Raw genomic sequence first — 21,782 nt, 5'->3', positions numbered from 1 at the left:
GTAAGGATGAGTAAACCTAGACGAAATGATCCATGTCCGTGCGGAAGTGGTAAGAAGTATAAAAAGTGTTGCGGAGCCTCTAATGTTATAGAGTTTAATCCAGAAATCTATAACATTGAACTAGAGCGTCTACATCAAGAGCTTATCTCATTTTCCATGGAAAAATTCGAAAAAGAATTGATGGAGCTATTAGAGAAATATTACCAACCATTTTTAGGAATGGATGAAGAACTTTCAGATATTTATATTAGAGGAATAACGAGTTGGGCAGTTTTTCTAGAACCATTTAATAACAATCAAACCATATTTGAATTATTTTACCAAAAACAGCAAGCAAAAATTAAACATACAAGAACGAAAAACACACTTTCCGAATGGGCAAAAGCGAAACCTGCTATCTATGAGATAATTTCAAGTGATGAACCAAGAAAAGAGACAACCATACGCGACATTATATCGAATGAGTATTATCAGATTTCTTCAAACGAGGAAGCTACTTATACTAAAGGTAATTTTGTAATTGGCTTGCTTATTCCATACATACAGTTGCATGACTTCTTTTTCATCATGATCGAAATACCAGTAGATAGATTAGACGAAGTCATAGAACTCTATCATTCCTATTCAAACAATAAGGATGAACTAATAGATGAATTTCCTAACTTCTTAGGAGAAGTATTAATGATTGATAAAGGTATCATACAATGGGACAATCCTGTACATGAAATGGTAGCAGAACTCTTCAGGCAACACATGGAAAGTAAAGGTTTTAGCTTTGAAGTTATATCGTGCGGGATAATGTTATGGCATGTTTATTGCGAAAGAAAAAATCCTACAGTCAAAAAACGTGGACCTTTTGCTGCAGCATTAGAATATTTGGTACAGACTGAGCTTTTTGAAAGTACTTCCATAACACAATCACAGCTTGCAAAAGAGTACGAAACGAATGCCAATACTATCTCATCCTATTACCGAAGGCTTTTAGATGAATTAGCTGATGATCTAGATTACTTAATTGATGACCAGCAGTTTGAGGAAAGTTATCATAACGATGACTTTAACACTTCTAACATTCCTGGTCCATTAAACTCAGAACAAACCATGCGTGAACTACAAAATTTACTTAATGAGCAAAATTTCGATTCCATCGAGGAAGCTAACGATTTTATGAAAAATATGATGCAAAATGGATCATTACATTTAGACAATACTACTTATTCTAAGTCTAAGTCTAATACAGACATTGCCCAGGATATGTTGTATGAAGCACAAGAAACTTATGGTGCAAAACGCAGGAAGTTAATTGAAGAAGCACTAAAAATCAATCCAAACAGTCCAGACGCATATCTACTACTTGCAGAAGATGCTAATTCAGCAAAAGAACAAGGTAGGCTCTTGGAAAAAGCAGTCAAGGCTGGTGAAAAAGATTTAGGAGAAGTATTTTTCAAAGAAAATAAAGGTCACTTTTGGATGATGATTGAAACTCGTCCATACATGCGAGCAAAAGCAACATATGCTACATCGCTTGAAGAAAGTGGATTTATTCAAGAAGCATTAAAACATTACGAAGAATTATTAGAATTAAATCCAAATGATAACCAAGGTATTCGTTATCTTTTATTGTCAATATATATAGAACTAGAGCTATATGAGCATGCTTCAAAATTGATAAAGCAATTTGAAGAAGATGAGACAGCAAACTTCCTTTTCAATAATGCGTTGCTAAGTTATTTTACGAATGGCTTATCGAGCAAAACAAGAAGGTTACTAAAAAATGCTAACAAGCAAAATCCATATGTAAAAGACTATTTACAAGGAACAAAACACATTCCAGCTCAAGCTTTCGATTATATTGGTTATGGAGATGAATCTGAAGCAATTGTTTATGCACAGGAAAATGCACACCTCTGGACGGGACAAGAAGAATTAATACTTGAGTTAGGTAAGTTGAAATAAATGCAGTAAAGCTAACGCTAGAAAAAATGGGTAATATCGGTTTAATAGGGATCCAATTTGCGTTTGAGTACTATGATTTTGAGAAATGGGTTGATACATCTCATCTCTTGAAAGCGGTCGTTATTGCTACAAAATAGTTAAATGAATTTATGTAGGAACGCTCAGAGACAATCCCCTCTCTGAGCGTTTTTTTGCGGATCATGAAGTTATTCGTATCGATAATGGAGTCTAATTTAACGAGCCGATGATAGCTAATCTCTATTCGCATTTATATTTACTTCAGAGAATAAAATCAACTGCTTCTTTAACAAGTGAAGTAAAATTATTAGGAAAAAAATGCCCTAAACCTTCAATAACAATCAACTTAACTGGTATATTATATTCTTCAAAAAGAGCTACTAATTCAAGTGTTTGTTGATAAAAAGGGTCCTTATCTCCTGTGATGATACAACCCTTTATATTTTCTTTATCCTCATTTTTGATTAGATTTTCAAAGGCAAATACATCTTTTATTGCTGGTATTACTGAAATAAACCCCTTTACACCCAACGTATTTTTTAAGCATAATTCCATTGCCAACTTACCTCCTTGTGATGCCCCAGCAAGAAGGTCTTGTTGTGTATGGTATTTACCTTTATAATCCATAAATGATTCACAAATTTCTTCTAATGCAATATTTGAGTTATCCCAGCAATAGGCATTATATCCATAAACTTGAGAAGATTGAAGAAACCCAAAAAGATAGTTATTTAATAAATCATTGTCAAACCAATAAGTAGCGAAGTCTTTTACATTAGATCCCCTCCAATGTAGCGAAAATATTCCTATGTCAGCTTTCTCATTTCCATAAATATATAATTGTGATTCAGAATTATGATTCCTAGTTTGTAATATGTCTTCACACTTATTAACAATTCTTTTGAAATCATCTCTTTCATGTAAAGATTTTAAATCTGGATCATGAGTCAATGTGAAAGAATTCCACCATACGCCATTACTTAATCCTTCTTCCAGAGCTGAAATAGCTAAGGTCTTTTTACCTTGCACTGCATAAGCACATGCTCTCCAAAAACATGTCTTATCTAAACGTTCCGGGTATTCTACTCGAGCTTGATCTATAAGGGAATGGACTTTTTCAAATTCTTCCATACCAAATGCAGTAAATAGATTATTTTGTAACGAAATAAATTTTGCCTCTGACACGATTACCCCTCCTTATTTGATTTATTTCGATTTCATATTTTTTGTATACTAAAAAAGGCAAAGACCCTATCCACACAGAAGTCCTTTGCCAAAGATGAAATATAAAACCATAAAACAATTATAATACAAAACCTCACAAATTACATGGAATAATTTTACAGGTGCCTGTCACCTGTAAAAAGTTACCTGCCGAAAAACTCATTTTTTCTTTCTTCTATATAATTATCATGAAAAAAGTCACTTATTTCAATATCAATATTGCCATGTGCGTCTTTAGGTTCTAACACCTTAAAGGTTACTAAGCTTAGAGGTGTATCTCCACCTGTAAATTTGTACACTTCTTCATTGTGCTCTAATACTTTAACTTTACTATACTTAAAATTCGGCTTCTTACTTATATACGTGTTACCAACTACTGGGAATTTTAACTTTTCCATTTCATCAAACATAGAAAAACCCCTTCCGTATATAATTTACTTCATTATATTCGATGAGGGGTTGGTATATTTCAATATTTTATTTCCAAAAATAACCACCTTTCACAGTTTAATTTTTCTAATGTATCCTTTCATTTTAGCCCTCCAATTATCGGTTCGAGAGATTTTTTGTGATGACAATCATATGCTGCATTCTTTCAAAGTCCACTCCAAAATCTCTTTTCCTTTTTCTGTAATCAAATAAGTTTTGCGCTGGTTATCTTCACTGTAACCCCCATACCTTACTATATTTAATACACATAAAAAAACCGAAACCCTATTATAAAGAAGTTTCGGTTTTGGAATATTTTAACAGGTGCCTGTCACCTGTCGATTACTACGCTTCGTCTTCTGCCAGAATGGCGTCATATGCTTCAGAGACTTTATTAAACTCTTCATCTGTTTCTATAGCAGCCAATTCACCATCTTCGTCTATTTTGAGAAAGAAGATGTCAATATCACCTTCACTTCCCTCTTCCAAGTCTTCCGTGAAGCTTACAGCTATATAGTCTGTACCTTGTAATGTAACTTTGGCTAACACTTCAACCTCTTGATCTTCATTGGCCTCATCACTAATTGTAAATACCTCGCCTACTTTAATTTCATCCATCTTGTTCGTACTCCTCTCTTATTGTAAGTTTTACTTCAACTATTATATTTGCCTCTATGTGCGAAAATCATGCTTTAACTTCTGCATTCAATATATTGCGCCCTTATTCGACAAAATTTCTCTAATTGGAATTGTTGCTTCACATATACTCATGATTACAGAATACGTAACAGTTCATCCATTAATTGTTCTGCTGAAATAGATTTATCTCCTCCGCCTTGTGCTATCGAATCCGAACCGCCTCCTTTTCCATTTATTTTGGGCAAGACGTCCTTTAATAATTGGTTCATATTTTTATCTAAATTCTTACCACTAGCACAAACTAGTTGCAGCTTATCGTCAATATCGTCGTTGATGAACAGTACGAGAATATTTCCTTCATTCTCTGTAATGCGTTTTGCCAGTTGTTGCAACTCTGGAACTGGACGTGACTGAAAAATCGACTGAACTAGTTTGTAATGACCTATTACCTTCGCTTCGTTAAGAAGTTTATTAGCTTCATGAGATATCAGTTGCATTTTTAGGTCAACAATAGTTTTTTCAAGCTCCTTCGTTTGTTGTATAACTCGCTTGGTAGCTTCTTGTAATTGTTCTTGCGGTACACTTAGTAACGATGTAAGGCCATGCACAATCATGTGTTTTTCATGGAGATGCTTCATTACTCTATTTCCACATACAAAGGAAACCCGAACTTTTTTCTTCTGTTTTTCCCAATGCAATACTTTTAATGAACTTACCTGACCGGTTTCGACCGGATGAGTACCACCACAGCCGTTATAATCAAAATCCGGGATAATGACAAGACGGATATTTTCTAAGACCGACAATTCTTTTCTCAGCATATAATTACTTAATTCTTTTTCTGTAACCCATTTCGTTTCAATCGGTCGGTTTTCTAGGATGATGTTATTAGCTATATTCTCCACTTTGCTCACTACTTCATCTGTAAGGTTATCTATTTGAAGGTCAATTGTACAAATTTCTTTTCCTAAATGAAAACTTACCGTTTGATACCCATATTCGTCTGCGAACGCTGCTGATAATATGTGCTGTCCTGCATGCTGTTGCATATGGTCGAAGCGCCTATTCCAATCTAACTCACCCACACATTCCGTAAGTACTTCCATAGGTTCATCGACAAAATGCCGGATTTCTCCGTCAACTTCCTCCACATCATTAACTCTCACATTGTTTAGCGTTCCCGTATCATGGGGCTGTCCACCACCAGTTGGATAAAATGCTGTCTGATCTAATACAACATAAGACCGACCTTGATCATCCTTGCTGGATTTTATTATATTAGCTTTAAATGAACGCACGTATTGATCCTCATAATAAATTTTAACTGTTGCCATATTCCACTCACCTTAATTTAATAAATTTGGTGCCTGTCACCCGTCGGTTTTTGTCGAACAATATCGTATATAATATGTCTTAAATAATATCCAGCCAGTCATCGATCCATCTACCAGTGCCTCGCAGTAACCAAAATATTAGTCTGAATGGAAATAAAATTATTTCAGGAACCCATATCAACACATCTACAATGAAGTCTAGAAAGGAATATTTTTCGTGATTCCTATTATTTTTTCTCATACGTTGATTCTTTTTCTTCCACCAATCCCTCATTTATTTGTTCGCTCCCTCACAATTTCTATCTGAATTAAATACGAAAAGGAGCACAAAAAGGTTTCAAGTGACAGGCAACTGTAAATTTTTTACAGGTGCCTGTCACTTTATTTTTCATCATAGTCTGGTGCTATGGATTTATTGATAAATAGGGCAACAATGAATGCAATACAGCATAGGGCTAGTGCAAACCAATATGCATGATGGACACCAAGTGTCATTGCATCACTTGCTACTTGTTCCGTAATCGGGCCAGTCTCCCCTTCTAAGTATGTTTTTTCCCCATGACTCATAATACTCACAAACACCGAAACTCCTAATGCGCCAGAAATCGGCTGTAAAGTATTTGCAATTGCTGTCCCATGTGGATACAATTTCTTCGGCAGTTCATTTAATGCATTCGTTTGCGATGGCATCATTATCGCAGAGATAGAAATCATTAATGCGATATAAACCAATACAAATGACCAGATTGGCACAGATTCAGAAATATTACTAAAGAAAATCATCACACCTACTAATACGAGTGTTCCGGGAATGATTAATTTCCTTGGTCCAAACTTATCAAATAAAGTTCCCATTACGGGTGACATAAGACCATTTAGTATTGCACCAGGCAAAAGTAATAATCCAGTTAGTTTTGCTGAATAACCTAATGGCCCTTGTAAATACATTGGCATGACGATCTCGGATGCAAACATCGCCATAATAACAATGACAAATATAATGACACCTCGAGTATAATTATTATATTTAAATACACGAACATCTAATAGAGGTTCCTCGAGCTTCAACTGACGCAAAACAAATAATACCAAGCTAAGTAAACCCACACCTATTATGATCAGGATTGTACGAGAAGCAAACCCTTCTGGATCCTCTCCAGCACTACTAAACCCATAGACAATTCCACCAATACCTATTGAAGACAAAATAATCGACAACACATCCACTTTTGGACGTGTAATTTCTCCAACATTTTGCAAGAATTTCCAAGCGAATATAATGGAAAATAATGCAAAAGGAATAACTATAATAAATAACCAGCGCCATCCTAATAAATCCACGATAACTCCAGACAAGGTTGGTCCTAATGCCGGAGCAAACATGATGACTAAACCAAATGTTCCCATTATTTTACCGCGAACTTCTGGACGATATATTAACAGCAAGGCATTCATAATAACTGGAATTAATAAACCTGTTCCAACTGCTTGAACCATCCTTCCAACTAATAACATTGGAAAATTAATTGCACACGCAGCTATCGTAGTACCTATTAAGAAAATAGTCATAACACCAATAAACATTTGCCTAGTCGTGAACCACTGAATTAATAAAGCAGAGATAGGCATTAAAACACCCATTACCAACATAAATCCAGTTGCCATCCATTGAACTGTTGGTGCTTCAATACTAAATACGGTCATTAACTCTGTTAAAGCTATATTTAGTAAGGTTTCGTTCAAAATTGCAAAAAACGCACCTATCATAAATGTTACTAATATTATTTTAGAATTCAATTTTGTTTCCATGATTTACCACCATCTTTCTAATACTTCAGAAAGACAGTATACCTCAAATGCAATATAGTGTCATGTATTTAGGTGCCTGTCACCTGTCGATTTTTGTCGGTGCCAGGCACCTAAATACCTCTTATTCCCCCAAGATCTCTCTTGTCTTATTAAGAATTTCTTCATCCTTCAACCGGAACTTAAATTCAACTCTTCTTGAATCATCTGCGCTATAGTTTCCACCTTCATCTGTACGATTATCTGAAAAGGACTTACTGTTTACGGTTAACTTTTCCTCTAAATGACTTTGGATATTTTTATAAGGAAAATCCTCCCCTAGGATATAGGATGCGACACTATAAGCTCTTTCTTGTGCAAGTTCTAAGTTATATAGATAGCTGCCATTGCGATCAGTATGACCTTCAATAATGATTTCTGCTACATATTCTTCATAGCCGCTTCCAAGCAATATGTCTAAATACGTGGGGACAAATTCATCTAAGAACGCAAATGACTCTGGCTTTAATTCGGCCTCATCGAATTCAAATAAAATGTCTGTGTTAAAAATAATCGCACCGGTTTTTTCATCTACTTCGATTCCTAATTCAGAATCACTGAATTCTTCTTTCATCTCATTGACCAATTGGGCACGCACTCCCATGATTTGATCAATGGTTCGTTTCATTTCTTCAATCTGCAGCGATTTTATAATCATCATAGTGATAAAAATTAAAATAAAACATAGAAGTACGGTTGTAAGCAAATCGGTAAAAGATGGCCAAAAATGTCCCTCATCTGTGTCTCTTTTAAATAAACGATGATATTTAGTATTCATTTTGCCTCAACCCTATACTATTCGGCCTTGGTACTCCCTGCTGACTTACTACGCCCAATTGTCGATTCAATGTTTGAATTTCTCGACTCAACTCCTGGAGCATTTGCTGTGTATATCTAGAATTACTCTGTTGGATCTCTTCAGAAAGTCTACGCAGTTCCTTGAATTCTCTCTTAATTTCTTCATTTGTATTATCCATGGAGGCGGATATATTTCGAACAACGTTTTCCATTTTATCTCCAAGTGTTCCTTCCAGATTAGCAACATACTTAGAGAGCGTATCCTTTAATATACCAACACTAGCTTCAACTTGATTTTCCCGTTGATTGAACGCTTGGTTCATTTGCGTAATGCTAGAATTTATTTCATTAATTAATTGGTTATTTTTCAAGCCTACTTCCTCATACGTTTGGGTTGCATTTTGTAGATGCTTTTCAAAGGTAATGGTCTCTATTGTATGTTTTTTCAAATGATCATTGAATGTTCGGTTAAACTCTTTCAAATCCTCAAATCGATCGGTCAGTAAATGCTTGTAGTCAGCTTGTGTTTGGTTAATCACTTCCAGTGCTTGTGGTAACTGGACAATCGACTCTCCTAAGCGATCAAAATCCTTTGATAGTTCACCTAAGTAAGTAGATATTCCCGCTAACTTCGTATTTAAGTCACTACCAAATACCTGTTTAAAATCTTTATTATGTGCTTCCATTTTTTTGACCAAATCATTACATTGATGCATGATTTTATCATAAGAATCAATGATAGATTCCTGTCCCTGCATGATAGATGACGTGAATTTTTTCAAGTCAACGACAGAATCCTCAAATTGATTTAGCGTGTCCATTTGTGTTGTGGAAACTTCTTTCACTTTTTCATACGTATTTTCAAATGCCTTTACCATACGGTCATTTCTTCCATCCATTTTTTTGAAATATGAAAATAACGAATCAAAATTGTCATTTAACCTCGCAGTACCTTCTCCAAATCCATCAGTCACTTCTTTCATCTGTTCGAATAATCCTTGAAACTCGGTTAGATTTTTAGAAAGACCGTCATTAAATGCAGCTAAATCTTGTGCTGATTGCTGTAAACCTGTTGTATAATCTTGAAAACCTTGGAAAGCCTGTTCAATACCTTGTAACGATTGTTGATTCGATTCATGAAGGTTAACAATAGATTGATTAATTGTTTCGGAAACGTCAATCAATCTACTCATACCGTTCTGATCGGTTCCTTCCAAGTTAGATTCTACTTTTAACATGATATCTGTAAGCATATGCTCCGTGTTCAAAGTTTTAATAAGTACTGTCATAATGAGAGAAAAGCCCATTCCAGCGATACTTGTGTAGAATGCGATATCAATACCTGATAAAACACTTGCTACATTTTCAACTAACTGATTACCAGTTCCGTCAATACTTCCTAAGGAAATCGTTAGACCAATAAATGTCCCTAGAACCCCAATTAATATAAATATAGACACCGTCATCTGAATTATTTTGATGAGGCTAACAACTGGAACAGAAAACACGCGCCAACCTGAAAATTTTTCCTGTACAAATGTTTCTACTTTTACCGAATCCTCTTTCTGTCGCTTATCATATTGTTCTTTAAAAGACAGTAGTGGATCTACATCCATTCGGTTCGACTCTTGTAAATAATTTCGTAGTCGCTTTAATTTACTAAACAAGGCAAGATGAACAAAAACTGTGATAAAAAAGGCAACGAACAACACCATAAAGATGAGCTCAATCACTGGATGTGATAAAATCGCTTGTACCTTCTGTTCACTAGCAAATAAACCCAAAATCGATTCCAGCATCATTTCCTCTCCCCATCTCAAAAGATTCCATCATACAAACATACTATTCAAAGCTCGGCCAAATCATGTATGAAATAGGTGCCTGTCACCCGTCGTTTTTTGTCGAATGCAACAGGTAATTAATGAACTACATTCATACTTTTATAACATGCATTCAAAAAAGCTTGTCCACAGTGGTAGACAAGCTTCTCATCATATCTCTATAAATCTTTATTTACTAAAACAATCACACACCATAAGAACATTTCCATCTGGATCCTTAAAAGTAAACTCTGATAGATCCGGAAATATTTGAATTTCTGTTACAATCTCTGCCCCAATCTCTCGAACATATTGAAATGCCGTATCAATATCTTTTGCGCTAAAATTAAATAAAGGCTGATTGGAGGGACGAAAGTCATACGACTTATCTAAACTGTGATCATCCAGAGTTAACCCCGGCCGTCCAGCACCCATATTAAATGTATAAATTGGTCCCTTTACCTCGCTTCCTTCAATTTCGACTCCTAGAAGTTTGCTGTACCAATGGACAGACTCTTTTATATCTTTAACGTGTATGAAAATGGTATCAACCCTGTTTTCTATTGGTTTTGCCATAACCATCAACCCTCTTCTCAAAAATTGGCTTTTCATTCAACTACTGACTTCTTTAATCCTAAGAAATATTTTAGTATAAAATGGATTATTATGCCTATAATGAATGACAATCCAACTCCAAATAGAGTTGCTTCAGTAGTAAATGTAGTATCCTTAACCTCAATAATATATAAATGGAACCCAAATAGAGATGGATCTGAAACAAGATTCGAATATCCTAATAACAATAGAATAATGGGCGTAATAAACACGGTTAGCACATACAAGAATGTCAGACTTAACCCACTTGATATAGCTTTAAACACTTTTGCCACTACCATCCCTCATTTCTATTAAAATATTTGTAATGTTCTTTCCATCTGGTAATTTAGGATGAAGCATTACAAGATTACCAAAAGCTAATAAAGTAAACAAACTAGTAAATTGATTATTAATTATATTAATTACTATGATTGATATGAAAATGGGGAACAAAGAACCACAAATCGCTACAATAAAATTTTTAATATGACGATTAAACTTTTCATGAGTAACATAAAAGTACTTTGCATTAATTTCTATAGCAAAATAATAGAATGGTTTTTTCTCTAAGACATTAAATATCATAATGGGAATAATGTGGCCTATTTCATGTACAATTAATACTAACAATGTTGCTAATATAATTATAATTAAAAACGAAAATATCGTCATTTCACAATTGGTCTCCTTAAATAAAATGTTTCAACGATGAAAAACATAATTACAGCAAGAGAAATATATGTAAATTGGACAAGTACTTGATTAACAATTAGCTGTCTTATAAACATGTCAAAAACATTTACAATAATTAAGAGTAAAATTATCACATATATTTTATTTAATTCATTTATTTTAATCACAAACCCTACCATTGTAGACAAAATAGTTACAAAACCGATAATAATAAATGTTTCCAGTATCCCAAACACTTCCATTCCAGTTAAAAAGTAACTAATTGCGATAAATAAAAAGTAAGTGAGACAGTTTAAACTATAGATAATGAATAATCTAGATAGAAAGTATTGGTATTTGCCAACATTTAACGTATAAATCGCTTGCAGGTACTCTCTAAAATGTATTCCGATAGTTAATGGTAAAAGTAAAATAATTTCCTTTAAACCGAAATTGATAATCATCGAATACATCATTGAAAAATTAGCTAAATCTAAACTGTGATACAGACTAATAATAAGGACGATCAAGGTGATGAAGAAAAAACTTTGCTCTTTGAAAACTTGATTACGAAAGAAATGTATTATTTCTAGCTTGCTTTGAAGTAAAAACTTGTTTTCGTAATCCAGTTTCTTTGAAGTGTATTTTTGTGAAAGTGTACCGGCATCTTTTTGCATAAAAGTTTTATTAAGAAATTCTAAAGAAAGATGAACAAAAAAATAGGTAACCAGTATGCCAAATAATAGAATGATAGTGGAATGTAGTATTTTTCTATCTCCTATTAACTCCGACAGAGGATTAATTAAAAAAATCAGACCGACCACTAATAATACATTAATAAAGGTATTTAGAAAAAATTTCTCTTTCACTGTCATAATTTTCATCGTTATAATATTAACAGCCATCCATAATGTAAATGAGAAAAAGTAAATAATAGTGGATGTGATTAGTAATAATAATAAGTATAATAGATTAACAGTAAAACCTTTTATTATAATACTTACCATTATCGGAAGCGCAGCGAGAATCAATATTATGAAATAGAATACGAATGGTAAAAAGATCCTACTCAAAATAATCTGGTGAGCTTTTATTTTTGAATTCAGGTAGAAAAACACAAAATCATTTGCTTTAAAACCATTTCTAAATATAATGACAAAGAAGATGCTTAATACAAGACTAATCTTAATAAAATTGATATAAACTATAGACAGATCTAAATCCATGTTCATGATTGTTTGTAATGTTAATGCACCATATATTGCATATACCAATAATAATCCCAGGGCTATTAATATTGAGTGAGAAGGATGTTTAGTTAAAAAGTATCTTACTTTTTCGGTAATCTTGGAAATTTCTATTCTCTTAACCACCTGATATATTAAGCTCATCTAATAACCCCTCAATATATTTATAATAATCCTTGTTTACTTTTGTATATAAATCCTCTAATAAAATATTACCAAACTTGCTTTTCACTTCTTCTTTCGTACTGTTTAATTTTATTGATCCGTCTCTTAGTATGACAATATTATCAAATAAATTTTTACCGAAATTTAAATCATGTGTCGAAATAAGCACTCCTACTCCCTGGTCTTTTAGTTTCCCTAATACTCGCTTTAAGGTTATAATCATATCTGGATCCAGTCCGTTAGTAGGTTCATCAAAAACTAGAAAGTTAGTCCCTCTAAATAATTGGCATACAATTTGTGTCTTCTTTTTATTGCCATGAGATAAGTTTCGAATAGGAACATGCACATATTTTTCAAGATTAAAAATTTCAATTAAATTTTCCAAATATGCTCTCTCTGTTACTATGCCATTAGCGGACTTCATTAATTGAAAATATTCCGTTGGAGTTAAATAATCTAGTAAAGATATATTATCTGGCAAATAAGCAATTTGGTTTTTGAAATAATCCACGTCATCCTGTGAATCAAAAGATAACTTACGATTATTTAACATAATTTCACCTTCAAACTCTATTAGTCCAAACATTGATTTTATAATAGTAGTTTTACCTGCTCCATTATGTCCTAACAGTAGATTAATCTCTCCCGGTTTAACTTTCATTGCTATATCTTTTAGCTCAAATGAATTGTATTTTTTTTGTTTAATATACAACGATATCATAATTACACTCCTAGGATAGTTATGTTGGTGGCATAGAATTGCTACCAATCCTATGCCACACTAGTTCTTACCTACAGAAGACTGAAATAGAAATCGGTCCTAATTTAAAGTCTCCACCATAATTTGCACCGTTACCATATGTTTGGCAAATCCACATGAGTAATGCTATCCCAGCAAAAGCAACAATCATGTATACAACAACCCACCAGCCTGCATTTTTTTGAACATTACTAGAAGTTGCTACTTCTTGATGTGCATATAATACTCTATTAATAAAGTCCAATAATGCAGTGTAAAGCAATAAAGATGATTTGTTTAAAGTTGCAGTCATATTTTAACCTCCCTTCTTTTTTAGTTGAAAGTCCCATTTTAATGTATCCCCTGTTGTAACTGGAACTAGATATTGTTACATCCTAAAGTGAGGATGAAAACAAACTAAAGATTCTTGGTGATTTAAAATGACACAAGGTGAATGGAATTCTAGTGAGGGTAAAAACTATTAACATGTGAGTACTAATTGAAGCAAAGTATAAATTAAGTTATAGATTCTTATTGGAGTTAAAGAGAATAACCATGAGGTAAATCCTTTGAAGGAAAATTGCTATTTTTCACATAAATTATAACGTGACAGTATTCACGAAACAATAGACATATAGTATGAATCTATTTAATGTCGTAGGTATTATGGATGAATTTTGAAAAAGCAAAAGCACTAGAGAGAGCTTTTGCTTGAAAAACTAAGTCCTAATTTTTCCTTGCAGTCCCAAAACTAATTACATACCCATCAGGATCCTGAATTGAAAATTCCTTCCATGATCCCCAATCTAAATTTGTCTCCTCTGGCTCTTGAACGATATTCGCGCCTCTTTCTTTCACCTGATCATACAGCGTTTCTAGCGAAGTATAGTCGTCAGCATATGCATAAACATCACTTACAACTTTATTTTGTGAACTGTTTGGGTTAATCGAATCCGTTTCATTAGCCTGTAAGAGTTTGATGCCTAACTTAATCCCATCCTTTCGCAATGCCCACCAATCGGTTACATCACACTCTAGAATTTTTTGATAAAATTCCTTTGATTTCTCTAAATTAGATACGAGAAAAACTGTCAAAGATTGAATTCTTTCTTCCATTATTATTCTCCCCCTTTCATTACCTATTGGTAAGCCTTCTCTCCGCTTAAGTATTTACCTATACCAAGTAGGTACACTATTATTAAAATTATCATGGTCTTTTATGACAGCAAATGAATATTTCTTCATCTTATTATATTGTTCTTTACTTAGCCGCTGTCCCCAAACTAAAGCTGACACAACGTGCATTGCACTATATAATCCATATAATCGCCAAAATTCATCAGTAACATGATTATCGTGATAACCATCAATGATTCCTTTTGTAAATTCAATGCTTATTGGTTTGGAAAAGAACCCCAACTTATGGAGGTCATGTACCGGGTCACCCCAATCCATTCGTTGAAAATCGATAATCCCAGCGAACGTACGATGATGTATTAATAGATTTGAGGGATGGAAATCATCATGTTGTAATGTGTTTGGTCTATCTTTCATAATATCTTCATGTTCTCTTATATATGTCGCAAGTAATTCCTTAATAGATTCTTCTATGTTAACCTGCTGTAATTCCATTAGGTATTTCTCACTTTTCTTTTTCTTCGTTATGTACCAGGATGGGTAATTTCTTGGTGCCGGTACTTGATGTATGTTTTTCAGTTCCTTGCCCGCTAAAAATCCTGCATTGTACTGTTCTGTTCCGGTTAAATCTTTTATTGCTTCCTCACCATCTGTACCTGGTAAATAGCTTAGAACCATATAACTCATTTCTATTTCGGGTAACGTATTATATTCTATTCCCTTCGGCACAAAACTAGAGTAATTTGATGCAATATTAATATAGTCAAACTCTTGTCTTCTTTTCTTTTCATTCTCGTTCAAAAAAGTTCTTAGAAGATACGTATCATCAATGATGTACTTATTATCGAATGAGAATCCTTTTTCAATCTTCCTTATCATGTTTGCGTTTTTTACATAGGAAATTTGTTCGATGCGATAATCATCCAACTCCCTTTTACCTTTCATAGCTTCACTCCTAACATAATATCTCCTACTTCATGAGTGGACGAACCAGTCCAAATTCATACACTCTTTTCCCAATGATTAATGGGGAGTTTATTAATATAGTATCAGATTAAATTGCAAGAGTGTAAACTCTTTATGCAATTCTTTGATCTATTATTATCCAAAGATTATAAATCAAAAAACCCACTCTCCCCAGTTTGAAAGTGGGTTGTTCATATATATATTAATATAATAAAAATCCTACTAATAGATCTCTACTACATCAGAAGGTAACCTTCTGACATGCTCCAAATAATGCATTACACCTTGTTCTTCATCAAGTGGATATTCAAAATCAAGTGTATTTGCTACAGTTGAAGCTGTTTTGCGAAATAGCTCACTCATTGCAAATAAAGATTTCCAAACGCCTTCGTAACTCCCATCAGAATAGGTTTGTAGTAGCTTATACCAGTACTCTTCAGATAAAAATCTTTCTAAATATTTCCCGGATTTTCCGATACTCACAGAATAATTTGTTTCTATTCCTACCTGCCATTCAAGCATTTTTATAAGCATGTTTCGAACTATATTCAAATGTTCGTGTGCATATAGGATCTCTCTTCTCCATAATCCTTTTGCTACATATGTCGATACCCACCAAAATTCGTTACAGCAATCCGTAAAAAATGTAGCTGATGGTGGTTTTACCCAGTAATCTTCATCCGTAGGAAAAGGCATATATGGTAGAACATGATCCTTATCGAGCAAAATAACCGTTAGCTTGTCTTCCGTACAATAGTTATCCATTTCTTCCACTGGAACCAGTGTTAAATCAATCCGATTTCCATCTTTAAATAACATAAGATACGAATATCTGTTACCGAGCTCAGATTGAAACATTGCCATGTCTTCGGGGGTTTGCATTATGATTCGCTCACCAAAAACGTCAATCCAATTTGGATCATTAATAAACGAAGGCATGTCCGTAACGATATAAACAATGTCATAATCCTGAAACGGATCAATTGGTGCATTGGCATTCGTTCGAGAACCGTTCATTCCAACTGCACGAATTCGATCATCGTCTTTTGATACGTTTAAAATAAGATCCATCATTTCTTTTTCAGAACGCAAGATAACACCTCCTAAAGTTATTATTTTCCTTATTATACGATATTTTACCATGAATTGTTTCGATTTCCGTAATATTTTTTATATTTTATGGAACACTATAGTTGTATCTACAACTAACTAATGTGAAAAGGAAATAATATATGATTTTTCTACTTTTTTCTGTGGTTATTTTTATTCTAGTAACATTACGCATACCCAAAAAATTAGAACGCTCCGAATTGATTGCGGTAGCTTATTTTTCCACTATTCTAGGGTTTGTTACGGATATCATCCTCGATCTTAAATATCATTTGTATGGTTATTTTGAACCTGGGGTACAATTTCCGGGGTTTTTACCAGCAATCATTCTTTTCCCAACAGCTGGTGTCGTATTTATGAATTTTTTTCCATTTATGAAGTCACTTGCTAAAAAGCTTCTTTATACATTTTATTGGACGTTATTTTGTCTAGGTTATGAGTTTCTTTCCGTAGAGTCCGACTATTTTTATCATAACGGATGGAAATATTGGCAATCGGCTCTAGCATACCCATTCCTACTCTGGCTCCATCTCGTACACCTAAAAATCTTCCGATGGTATACCAAAAAGAGCAGCCAGACCTAGTGCCTGTCACCCGTCGAGTTTTGTTGGTTTTTGTCGATCATTTCTATTTTGGATAAAGGAAAAGCATATCTTTCACTTGAAGGATATGCTTTTCCTCTAGCTACGCTCTTTTATATGCTTATTCCCGTATAGGGATGAACGGACAAGCTCTTTATCTGTCATTAGAAATTCATGGCTTCTCATTAATGAAGTCTGTAGTGCTGCATTTGCATTCGTTGCATCGTAGGCACATATTGACATCAGCCCCATTTTATTTACACTACAGTCTGCAACACGTTCATAATCATCCATTGTACAGGTAATATCAACTTGATCATTCCATTCCACATGTGCCCACGTACGAACATTAATATTTTCACATAAATAGGGCTCTAACATATTTCCAAATCGGTCAACTATGCTGTTGATATGAAAATCACCATAGCATCGATAAAAGGAGTAGTTATCAACATAATGGATATATTCTCTCTCTGTAATAGAAAACAACTGATTTATTCGTTTTACTGCTCGTTTATATATTTCTGGATTTTCTATGATAATAATGTGGTGTCCTTGATCTATACCTGACTTCATGTAAGCTAGCATGTTTTCAACATAATAAGTTATACTTTCAAAAAAATACAGTATATGTGATGTACTTGGTACCTCTACCTTTCTTGTTAAAGGGAGCAATTTTGTCACCAAACCACTTCTTTCTTTGCTATTATTGTTTTACATGTTTTCTTGAATGAACAGCGAAGGGAATACGGACGAATTTGAATTAATAATATAAAACGGAGAATCCACAATTTCAAAATCTGTCATTAGATACGGATAATTTCTCATCATTCTAATGTGCGAAACCGCTTTAACCATTGATGCATTATAAGAACGGATAATTAAAACCTTTTTATTATTAAATTGCGCTCGTTTTGTGGTGAGGTATTTCTCTAGCTTGCTTAACCAATCATTATCGTCATATTGCTTTTCATGCGACCATATACGTACTAACTTATCTTCGTCAAACTTTGCAACCAATCTTTGAAAGTAAGTAACCATTTCACTTGGTTCATATTGACCAAGGTCTTCCTTATTGACAAAATGAATATATTTTTTTATTTCTCTTTTCGTTAAGATTGTTTCCAAACTTCGTTTCAAGTGATTGAAGGTCATTTCGTAATCAATGATGATACAAAAACTATCTTTTTCAACTGCTGTTAAAAGATAAGATACTGCATGATGAGAGTACAGTTCAAAATCATTGTATAAGTATAAAACCTCTCCTTCTCCATTACATCGAAAGAATTCAGGTATTTCTCCACTCAGCACATTCTGTTGAAATGTACTTTGATTTAAATGATCCTGAAAGAACATCATTGGATCAAAATCCAATGCTTTAGCTATATTATTAGCAACAGTCAGGCTAGGATTACGCTTCCCAGTTTCAATCTGTGAATAATAACTCCTATCAATAAATGAAAAAGAGGCAACTTGCGCTTGGGTTAATCGTTTAGATTCCCGATATAGGATCAACCACTCTCTCTTCATAACGTTCCTCCAATCACATCAGTACATGATGCTTAAAATGTGTAACAGAATGTAGGCTTTCTAAAAATTGAGTTTATTATAATTAAACCATAGGTAAGGCTAGTTTATATGTGGTAATTATTGGGTAACATATTTTTAATGCTATATCTATCTAAAATTTTACAATATTACTAGATTTAATACATTCTAAAAGATTCATGTTTCTTTAGTTTACCAATTATTATGCTCCTTGCGTGTGGCTAGTTGCCACACATCATAGATATAGTAAAAACTTAGAAAAACACAGCCGAAGTAGTTACTGGCAAAAATCACTCGATGACATTTTTTACAATAAAAAATTGTGGCTAGTTGCCACAATCTATGACTTTACTACGTAACTCTATTAAAATGATATTCGTGCCAAGATTTGTGTTGATTAAATAAGGAGCGATAGTAATATGTTTGATTATAATTGTAAAAGAAATGACCTAATGGACCAAATACAAGAAAAGAAAGAAGAATTAATTAATATTGGACTTGAAAAAGGCTTGCAGCATAATGAAACGATATTAATTAGCCAACAACTGGATAAACTTATTTATAAGAGCCAAAAACTGAAGCTTCGAAATAAATGATTGTCAAAACTAGAGAGACATTCTAACCTATATTGACAGCTTAAATGGCAGTCCATTTCTTCAATCCTATTCTTGATAGCTAATTTATAACTTGAGTCCTTATTCCCTCAAGTCCATATTTTCTAACTTCTCTGTAAAAACATCTAGTAGATATTCCATCACCTCAGTGACACCTATAACAGTTATTACATTTCCATATTCAGATCATACCATTATCAACTCATTTATTTGGTTTGGACTTTTCTTATCCGAACTTCTAAATCGAGTTTAATAAACGCTAGATTATATAAAATTTCTAGCGTTTACATTTGACTTTTCTGTATAAAATTTATCTCATAAAATGGATAACCCTCCTCCTCTTCTGGTAGTGATGTGTATCCTAATTTTTCATAGAAGGATATAGAGTTAGGGTTTGCATTCCATTGTAACCAAGTAGCTCCTTGTAGTTCTGACCATTTTATAATATATTCAAAAATTGCTCTTGCAGCACCCCTATTCCTGTAATCTGATAATACAAATAGATCATGGAAACGATGCACAGTCTTCCCAGTTCGTAAATGAGGGCCATAATCTTGCAACCAACCATAACCAACTATAGATTCATCTAATATAGCAATACAGATACAGTGATTCTCGGAACTAATTTTTGAAATAAATCTCTACTCAGCCATTACTTTATCATCCGCCGCTCCCCTTTTTTCCAGGAGTGGCCATATATTTTCCCAATCACTTTTCTCTGCTTCTTTTACTATTACCTGTCTGTACATTTATACCTCCATAAATAAATCTAGCATTAACCTACTTTTCAGCTATAATTAAAAAGCGTTTTTCGTTTGTACAAATTCCTTTTATCGTACGATTGCTTCTAATAAATTCCTCCAAGATCATACCATCCTCAATCCTATTGCCGAAGTTTGGAATGATAGGTGTATGTTGAAGTAAAAACACAAGATCTTCGGGTCTTTGAAAATAGTTTTTAGCATTATAATCATAGGATTGCACTTTCGAAAATCCTGCTTCTTTCAGATCTTGAATGTAGGTTGCTTTTAAATTTCCATCTGGTTCATGAAACGCTTGTCCTCTTCCAAATACTTGTTTAATATTTAATTTATCTGCTTCACTTACTTGCTGACTTAAAAATATCCCACCACGTTTTAACACTTTTGCCACCTCAACAGCGCTAAAGGGCGCATGACGACAAGAGATAACATCGAAAAAACCAGCAGGGAATTGTAGGTCATCAGAATTCATTTGTAAAAACTTCACATTTGTTATTTCTGATTTCTCCAGGTTTTCTTTAGCGGTTTCTACCATACTTTTAGATAGGTCCACTCCTACCGTCAAAAGTAATGAAGATGCAATCGATAATAAACCTTCTCCTCCACCTGTACCAATATCTAGTAGGACATCTGTATTTTTACTATTCTTCCTTACTTCCTCATAAAATTCCCATTCAACTCCTTCAGATATTACTTGTAATTTACTAAAATCCCAACCATTCACTTTTCCTACTCATAAAAGCTTTCTAATTCATGCACACTTGGTTCCACCTTCCATGAAACACATTCCCGTCCATTTCACCTATCTTGCCTTCAAATTATACGTGCTATATTCTCCTGTATTGGTTGAGAACGAAAGGATATTCTTGTCTTATCTTTTCCTCCCAAATGATGGATCAGTTAAAAACTTCAGTATACTCTAATGGATTACTATTATCATCCTTTAGTATGAGTTCCGCATAGACATGATCCTTCATTTTTTTAGGTAACTTTTTATATTTCAAAAAACGTTCTTCTTTAGAAACTTCTACAACGTAATGGAGATCCTTATCAATTAAATCTACATTTATATGATCGATTAATAAATTAGGATTCATCCCTAGAATGATGCCATATTTCCCCTTGTTTGTTTGAATATCTTCAAAATAAATTTTATCAGTACCAAATGAATAATGAACAGCTTTTAACTTTCCATTCCATCCTTTAAGATAGCTGGCATAACCAATCATATTTTCATCGTCTGTTTGAAATAAGACGATGTTTGTATTTGAGTCTCCTATTTGAAATATATCAATTATAGCAGGGATGACTTCTCTATAATCATTTTCTTTATTGATCCAATCATTTAGATGCGTTTCTATGGATGATTCTTCATTTTCAAGTGTGTATTGATGAGAATGAATGTATAGTGGTAAAGTGATAGCCGTGCATAGTATTATTATAGATATCAAATACTTTACCTTCTTTGTCAAAAACATCTCCTCCTAGTTTACTCTGCTAATATAACTCTTTATATATCAATGGTACACATAATATTCCACTTAAAATCGGAAATTTTAGATTTATTCACAAAAAAGAATTC

General features: G+C 33.5%; 24 protein-coding genes. 3 read left to right on the top strand and 21 right to left on the bottom strand.

Annotated features, from left to right (window positions below):
* The first annotated feature begins 6 nt into the window (after window positions 1-6).
* Window positions 7-1,956 (top strand): SEC-C metal-binding domain-containing protein, encoded by a 1,950-nt coding sequence (locus ACFSTA_RS17655; RefSeq protein WP_377558151.1) that lies wholly within the window; start codon window positions 7-9, stop codon window positions 1,954-1,956.
* A 279-nt stretch (window positions 1,957-2,235) separates the two neighbouring features.
* Here the strand turns inward: ACFSTA_RS17655 and ACFSTA_RS17650 are convergent, their stop codons facing one another.
* The 16 genes from ACFSTA_RS17650 to ACFSTA_RS17575 all read right to left on the bottom strand — a co-directional run bounded on the left by ACFSTA_RS17650 (window position 2,236) and on the right by ACFSTA_RS17575 (window position 16,678).
* Window positions 2,236-3,159: a TPR end-of-group domain-containing protein gene (locus ACFSTA_RS17650; protein WP_377558150.1), complete on the bottom strand. Its 924-nt coding sequence runs from the start codon at window positions 3,157-3,159 to the stop codon at window positions 2,236-2,238.
* A 182-nt stretch (window positions 3,160-3,341) separates the two neighbouring features.
* Window positions 3,342-3,608, bottom strand: coding sequence for a hypothetical protein (locus ACFSTA_RS17645; protein ID WP_377558149.1), 267 nt, complete (start codon window positions 3,606-3,608; stop codon window positions 3,342-3,344).
* Between the two features lie 364 nt (window positions 3,609-3,972).
* A complete protein-coding gene (locus ACFSTA_RS17640) occupies window positions 3,973-4,245 on the bottom strand; it encodes a DUF1292 domain-containing protein (RefSeq protein WP_377558148.1) in 273 nt (90 codons plus the stop codon).
* Window positions 4,246-4,400: 155 nt separating this feature from the next.
* A complete protein-coding gene (locus tag ACFSTA_RS17635; protein WP_377558147.1) occupies window positions 4,401-5,600 on the bottom strand; it encodes an alanyl-tRNA editing protein in 1,200 nt (399 codons plus the stop codon).
* Window positions 5,601-5,981: 381 nt separating this feature from the next.
* Window positions 5,982-7,409 carry an MDR family MFS transporter gene (locus tag ACFSTA_RS17630; protein ID WP_377558146.1) on the bottom strand — a complete coding sequence of 476 codons (1,428 nt, stop codon included), beginning with the start codon at window positions 7,407-7,409 and terminating at the stop codon, window positions 5,982-5,984.
* A gap of 121 nt (window positions 7,410-7,530) precedes the next feature.
* Complete coding sequence (locus ACFSTA_RS17625; RefSeq protein WP_377558145.1) at window positions 7,531-8,223, bottom strand: OmpA family protein; 693 nt, start codon at window positions 8,221-8,223, stop codon at window positions 7,531-7,533.
* Window positions 8,213-10,042, bottom strand: a complete 1,830-nt coding sequence (locus ACFSTA_RS17620; RefSeq protein WP_377558144.1) for a MotA/TolQ/ExbB proton channel family protein — start codon at window positions 10,040-10,042, stop codon at window positions 8,213-8,215. The genes ACFSTA_RS17625 and ACFSTA_RS17620 overlap by 11 nt, the downstream gene beginning before the upstream one ends.
* A gap of 210 nt (window positions 10,043-10,252) precedes the next feature.
* Window positions 10,253-10,639 carry a VOC family protein gene (locus tag ACFSTA_RS17615; RefSeq protein ID WP_377558143.1) on the bottom strand — a complete coding sequence of 129 codons (387 nt, stop codon included), beginning with the start codon at window positions 10,637-10,639 and terminating at the stop codon, window positions 10,253-10,255.
* 32 nt (window positions 10,640-10,671) lie between these two features.
* Entirely contained in the window at window positions 10,672-10,953 is a 282-nt protein-coding gene (locus ACFSTA_RS17610) for a hypothetical protein (RefSeq protein WP_377558142.1), read from the bottom strand.
* Window positions 10,937-11,332 carry a hypothetical protein gene (locus ACFSTA_RS17605; protein WP_377558141.1) on the bottom strand — a complete coding sequence of 132 codons (396 nt, stop codon included), beginning with the start codon at window positions 11,330-11,332 and terminating at the stop codon, window positions 10,937-10,939. The genes ACFSTA_RS17610 and ACFSTA_RS17605 overlap by 17 nt, the downstream gene beginning before the upstream one ends.
* Entirely contained in the window at window positions 11,329-12,723 is a 1,395-nt protein-coding gene (locus ACFSTA_RS17600) for a hypothetical protein (RefSeq protein WP_377558140.1), read from the bottom strand. The genes ACFSTA_RS17605 and ACFSTA_RS17600 overlap by 4 nt, the downstream gene beginning before the upstream one ends.
* Window positions 12,698-13,465 (bottom strand): ATP-binding cassette domain-containing protein, encoded by a 768-nt coding sequence (locus tag ACFSTA_RS17595; protein WP_377558139.1) that lies wholly within the window; start codon window positions 13,463-13,465, stop codon window positions 12,698-12,700. The genes ACFSTA_RS17600 and ACFSTA_RS17595 overlap by 26 nt, the downstream gene beginning before the upstream one ends.
* A 67-nt stretch (window positions 13,466-13,532) precedes the next feature.
* Window positions 13,533-13,796 (bottom strand): hypothetical protein, encoded by a 264-nt coding sequence (locus ACFSTA_RS17590; protein WP_377558138.1) that lies wholly within the window; start codon window positions 13,794-13,796, stop codon window positions 13,533-13,535.
* A 413-nt stretch (window positions 13,797-14,209) separates the two neighbouring features.
* Complete coding sequence (locus ACFSTA_RS17585; RefSeq protein ID WP_377558137.1) at window positions 14,210-14,599, bottom strand: VOC family protein; 390 nt, start codon at window positions 14,597-14,599, stop codon at window positions 14,210-14,212.
* Between the two features lie 54 nt (window positions 14,600-14,653).
* The gene (locus tag ACFSTA_RS17580) at window positions 14,654-15,565 is read right to left on the bottom strand and encodes an aminoglycoside phosphotransferase family protein (RefSeq protein ID WP_377558136.1); all 912 of its coding nucleotides are present in this window, start codon (window positions 15,563-15,565) and stop codon (window positions 14,654-14,656) included.
* 243 nt (window positions 15,566-15,808) lie between these two features.
* Window positions 15,809-16,678, bottom strand: coding sequence for an aminoglycoside 6-adenylyltransferase (locus tag ACFSTA_RS17575; RefSeq protein WP_377558135.1), 870 nt, complete (start codon window positions 16,676-16,678; stop codon window positions 15,809-15,811).
* 140 nt (window positions 16,679-16,818) lie between these two features.
* Here ACFSTA_RS17575 and ACFSTA_RS17570 point away from each other — a divergent pair, with 140 nt between their 5' ends.
* Complete coding sequence (locus tag ACFSTA_RS17570; protein ID WP_377558134.1) at window positions 16,819-17,280, top strand: hypothetical protein; 462 nt, start codon at window positions 16,819-16,821, stop codon at window positions 17,278-17,280.
* Window positions 17,281-17,376: 96 nt separating this feature from the next.
* Here the strand turns inward: ACFSTA_RS17570 and ACFSTA_RS17565 are convergent, their stop codons facing one another.
* On the bottom strand, window positions 17,377-17,961 hold the full coding sequence (locus ACFSTA_RS17565) for an MEDS domain-containing protein (protein WP_377558133.1): 585 nt from the start codon (window positions 17,959-17,961) through the stop codon (window positions 17,377-17,379).
* 30 nt (window positions 17,962-17,991) lie between these two features.
* The gene (locus ACFSTA_RS17560; protein WP_377558132.1) at window positions 17,992-18,807 is read right to left on the bottom strand and encodes a helix-turn-helix domain-containing protein; all 816 of its coding nucleotides are present in this window, start codon (window positions 18,805-18,807) and stop codon (window positions 17,992-17,994) included.
* A 437-nt stretch (window positions 18,808-19,244) separates the two neighbouring features.
* Here ACFSTA_RS17560 and ACFSTA_RS17555 point away from each other — a divergent pair, with 437 nt between their 5' ends.
* A complete protein-coding gene (locus ACFSTA_RS17555; protein WP_377558131.1) occupies window positions 19,245-19,421 on the top strand; it encodes an aspartyl-phosphate phosphatase Spo0E family protein in 177 nt (58 codons plus the stop codon).
* A 302-nt stretch (window positions 19,422-19,723) separates the two neighbouring features.
* Here the strand turns inward: ACFSTA_RS17555 and ACFSTA_RS17550 are convergent, their stop codons facing one another.
* From ACFSTA_RS17550 to ACFSTA_RS17540, 3 genes are all read right to left on the bottom strand, one after another.
* Window positions 19,724-20,065, bottom strand: a complete 342-nt coding sequence (locus ACFSTA_RS17550; protein ID WP_377558188.1) for a GNAT family N-acetyltransferase — start codon at window positions 20,063-20,065, stop codon at window positions 19,724-19,726.
* Window positions 20,066-20,219: 154 nt separating this feature from the next.
* Window positions 20,220-20,924 carry a class I SAM-dependent methyltransferase gene (locus ACFSTA_RS17545; protein WP_377558130.1) on the bottom strand — a complete coding sequence of 235 codons (705 nt, stop codon included), beginning with the start codon at window positions 20,922-20,924 and terminating at the stop codon, window positions 20,220-20,222.
* Window positions 20,925-21,096: 172 nt separating this feature from the next.
* Window positions 21,097-21,672, bottom strand: coding sequence for a hypothetical protein (locus ACFSTA_RS17540; RefSeq protein ID WP_377558129.1), 576 nt, complete (start codon window positions 21,670-21,672; stop codon window positions 21,097-21,099).
* Between the last annotated feature and the right edge of the window lie 110 nt (window positions 21,673-21,782).

This window comes from Ornithinibacillus salinisoli, assembly GCF_042684965.1.
Taxonomy (GTDB): domain Bacteria; phylum Bacillota; class Bacilli; order Bacillales; family Amphibacillaceae; genus Ornithinibacillus; species Ornithinibacillus salinisoli.
Note: the sequence above shows the minus strand (reverse complement) of the source record. Positions and strands in the feature narration are given on the sequence as shown.

What these genes read in the sequence shown, in the direction of transcription:
- ACFSTA_RS17590 (WP_377558138.1), bottom strand. Translation starts at nt 13,796, where the DNA reads ATGACTGCAACTTTAAACAAATCATCTTTATTGCTTTACACTGCATTA.
- ACFSTA_RS17580 (WP_377558136.1), bottom strand. Translation starts at nt 15,565, where the DNA reads ATGAAAGGTAAAAGGGAGTTGGATGATTATCGCATCGAACAAATTTCC.
- ACFSTA_RS17630 (WP_377558146.1), bottom strand. Translation starts at nt 7,409, where the DNA reads ATGGAAACAAAATTGAATTCTAAAATAATATTAGTAACATTTATGATA.
- ACFSTA_RS17620 (WP_377558144.1), bottom strand. Translation starts at nt 10,042, where the DNA reads ATGCTGGAATCGATTTTGGGTTTATTTGCTAGTGAACAGAAGGTACAA.
- ACFSTA_RS17640 (WP_377558148.1), bottom strand. Translation starts at nt 4,245, where the DNA reads ATGGATGAAATTAAAGTAGGCGAGGTATTTACAATTAGTGATGAGGCC.
- ACFSTA_RS17645 (WP_377558149.1), bottom strand. Translation starts at nt 3,608, where the DNA reads ATGTTTGATGAAATGGAAAAGTTAAAATTCCCAGTAGTTGGTAACACG.
- ACFSTA_RS17570 (WP_377558134.1), top strand. Translation starts at nt 16,819, where the DNA reads ATGATTTTTCTACTTTTTTCTGTGGTTATTTTTATTCTAGTAACATTA.
- ACFSTA_RS17605 (WP_377558141.1), bottom strand. Translation starts at nt 11,332, where the DNA reads ATGACGATATTTTCGTTTTTAATTATAATTATATTAGCAACATTGTTA.
- ACFSTA_RS17635 (WP_377558147.1), bottom strand. Translation starts at nt 5,600, where the DNA reads ATGGCAACAGTTAAAATTTATTATGAGGATCAATACGTGCGTTCATTT.
- ACFSTA_RS17595 (WP_377558139.1), bottom strand. Translation starts at nt 13,465, where the DNA reads ATGATATCGTTGTATATTAAACAAAAAAAATACAATTCATTTGAGCTA.
- ACFSTA_RS17655 (WP_377558151.1), top strand. Translation starts at nt 7, where the DNA reads ATGAGTAAACCTAGACGAAATGATCCATGTCCGTGCGGAAGTGGTAAG.
- ACFSTA_RS17600 (WP_377558140.1), bottom strand. Translation starts at nt 12,723, where the DNA reads ATGAGCTTAATATATCAGGTGGTTAAGAGAATAGAAATTTCCAAGATT.
- ACFSTA_RS17615 (WP_377558143.1), bottom strand. Translation starts at nt 10,639, where the DNA reads ATGGCAAAACCAATAGAAAACAGGGTTGATACCATTTTCATACACGTT.
- ACFSTA_RS17555 (WP_377558131.1), top strand. Translation starts at nt 19,245, where the DNA reads ATGTTTGATTATAATTGTAAAAGAAATGACCTAATGGACCAAATACAA.
- ACFSTA_RS17625 (WP_377558145.1), bottom strand. Translation starts at nt 8,223, where the DNA reads ATGAATACTAAATATCATCGTTTATTTAAAAGAGACACAGATGAGGGA.
- ACFSTA_RS17560 (WP_377558132.1), bottom strand. Translation starts at nt 18,807, where the DNA reads ATGAAGAGAGAGTGGTTGATCCTATATCGGGAATCTAAACGATTAACC.
- ACFSTA_RS17585 (WP_377558137.1), bottom strand. Translation starts at nt 14,599, where the DNA reads ATGGAAGAAAGAATTCAATCTTTGACAGTTTTTCTCGTATCTAATTTA.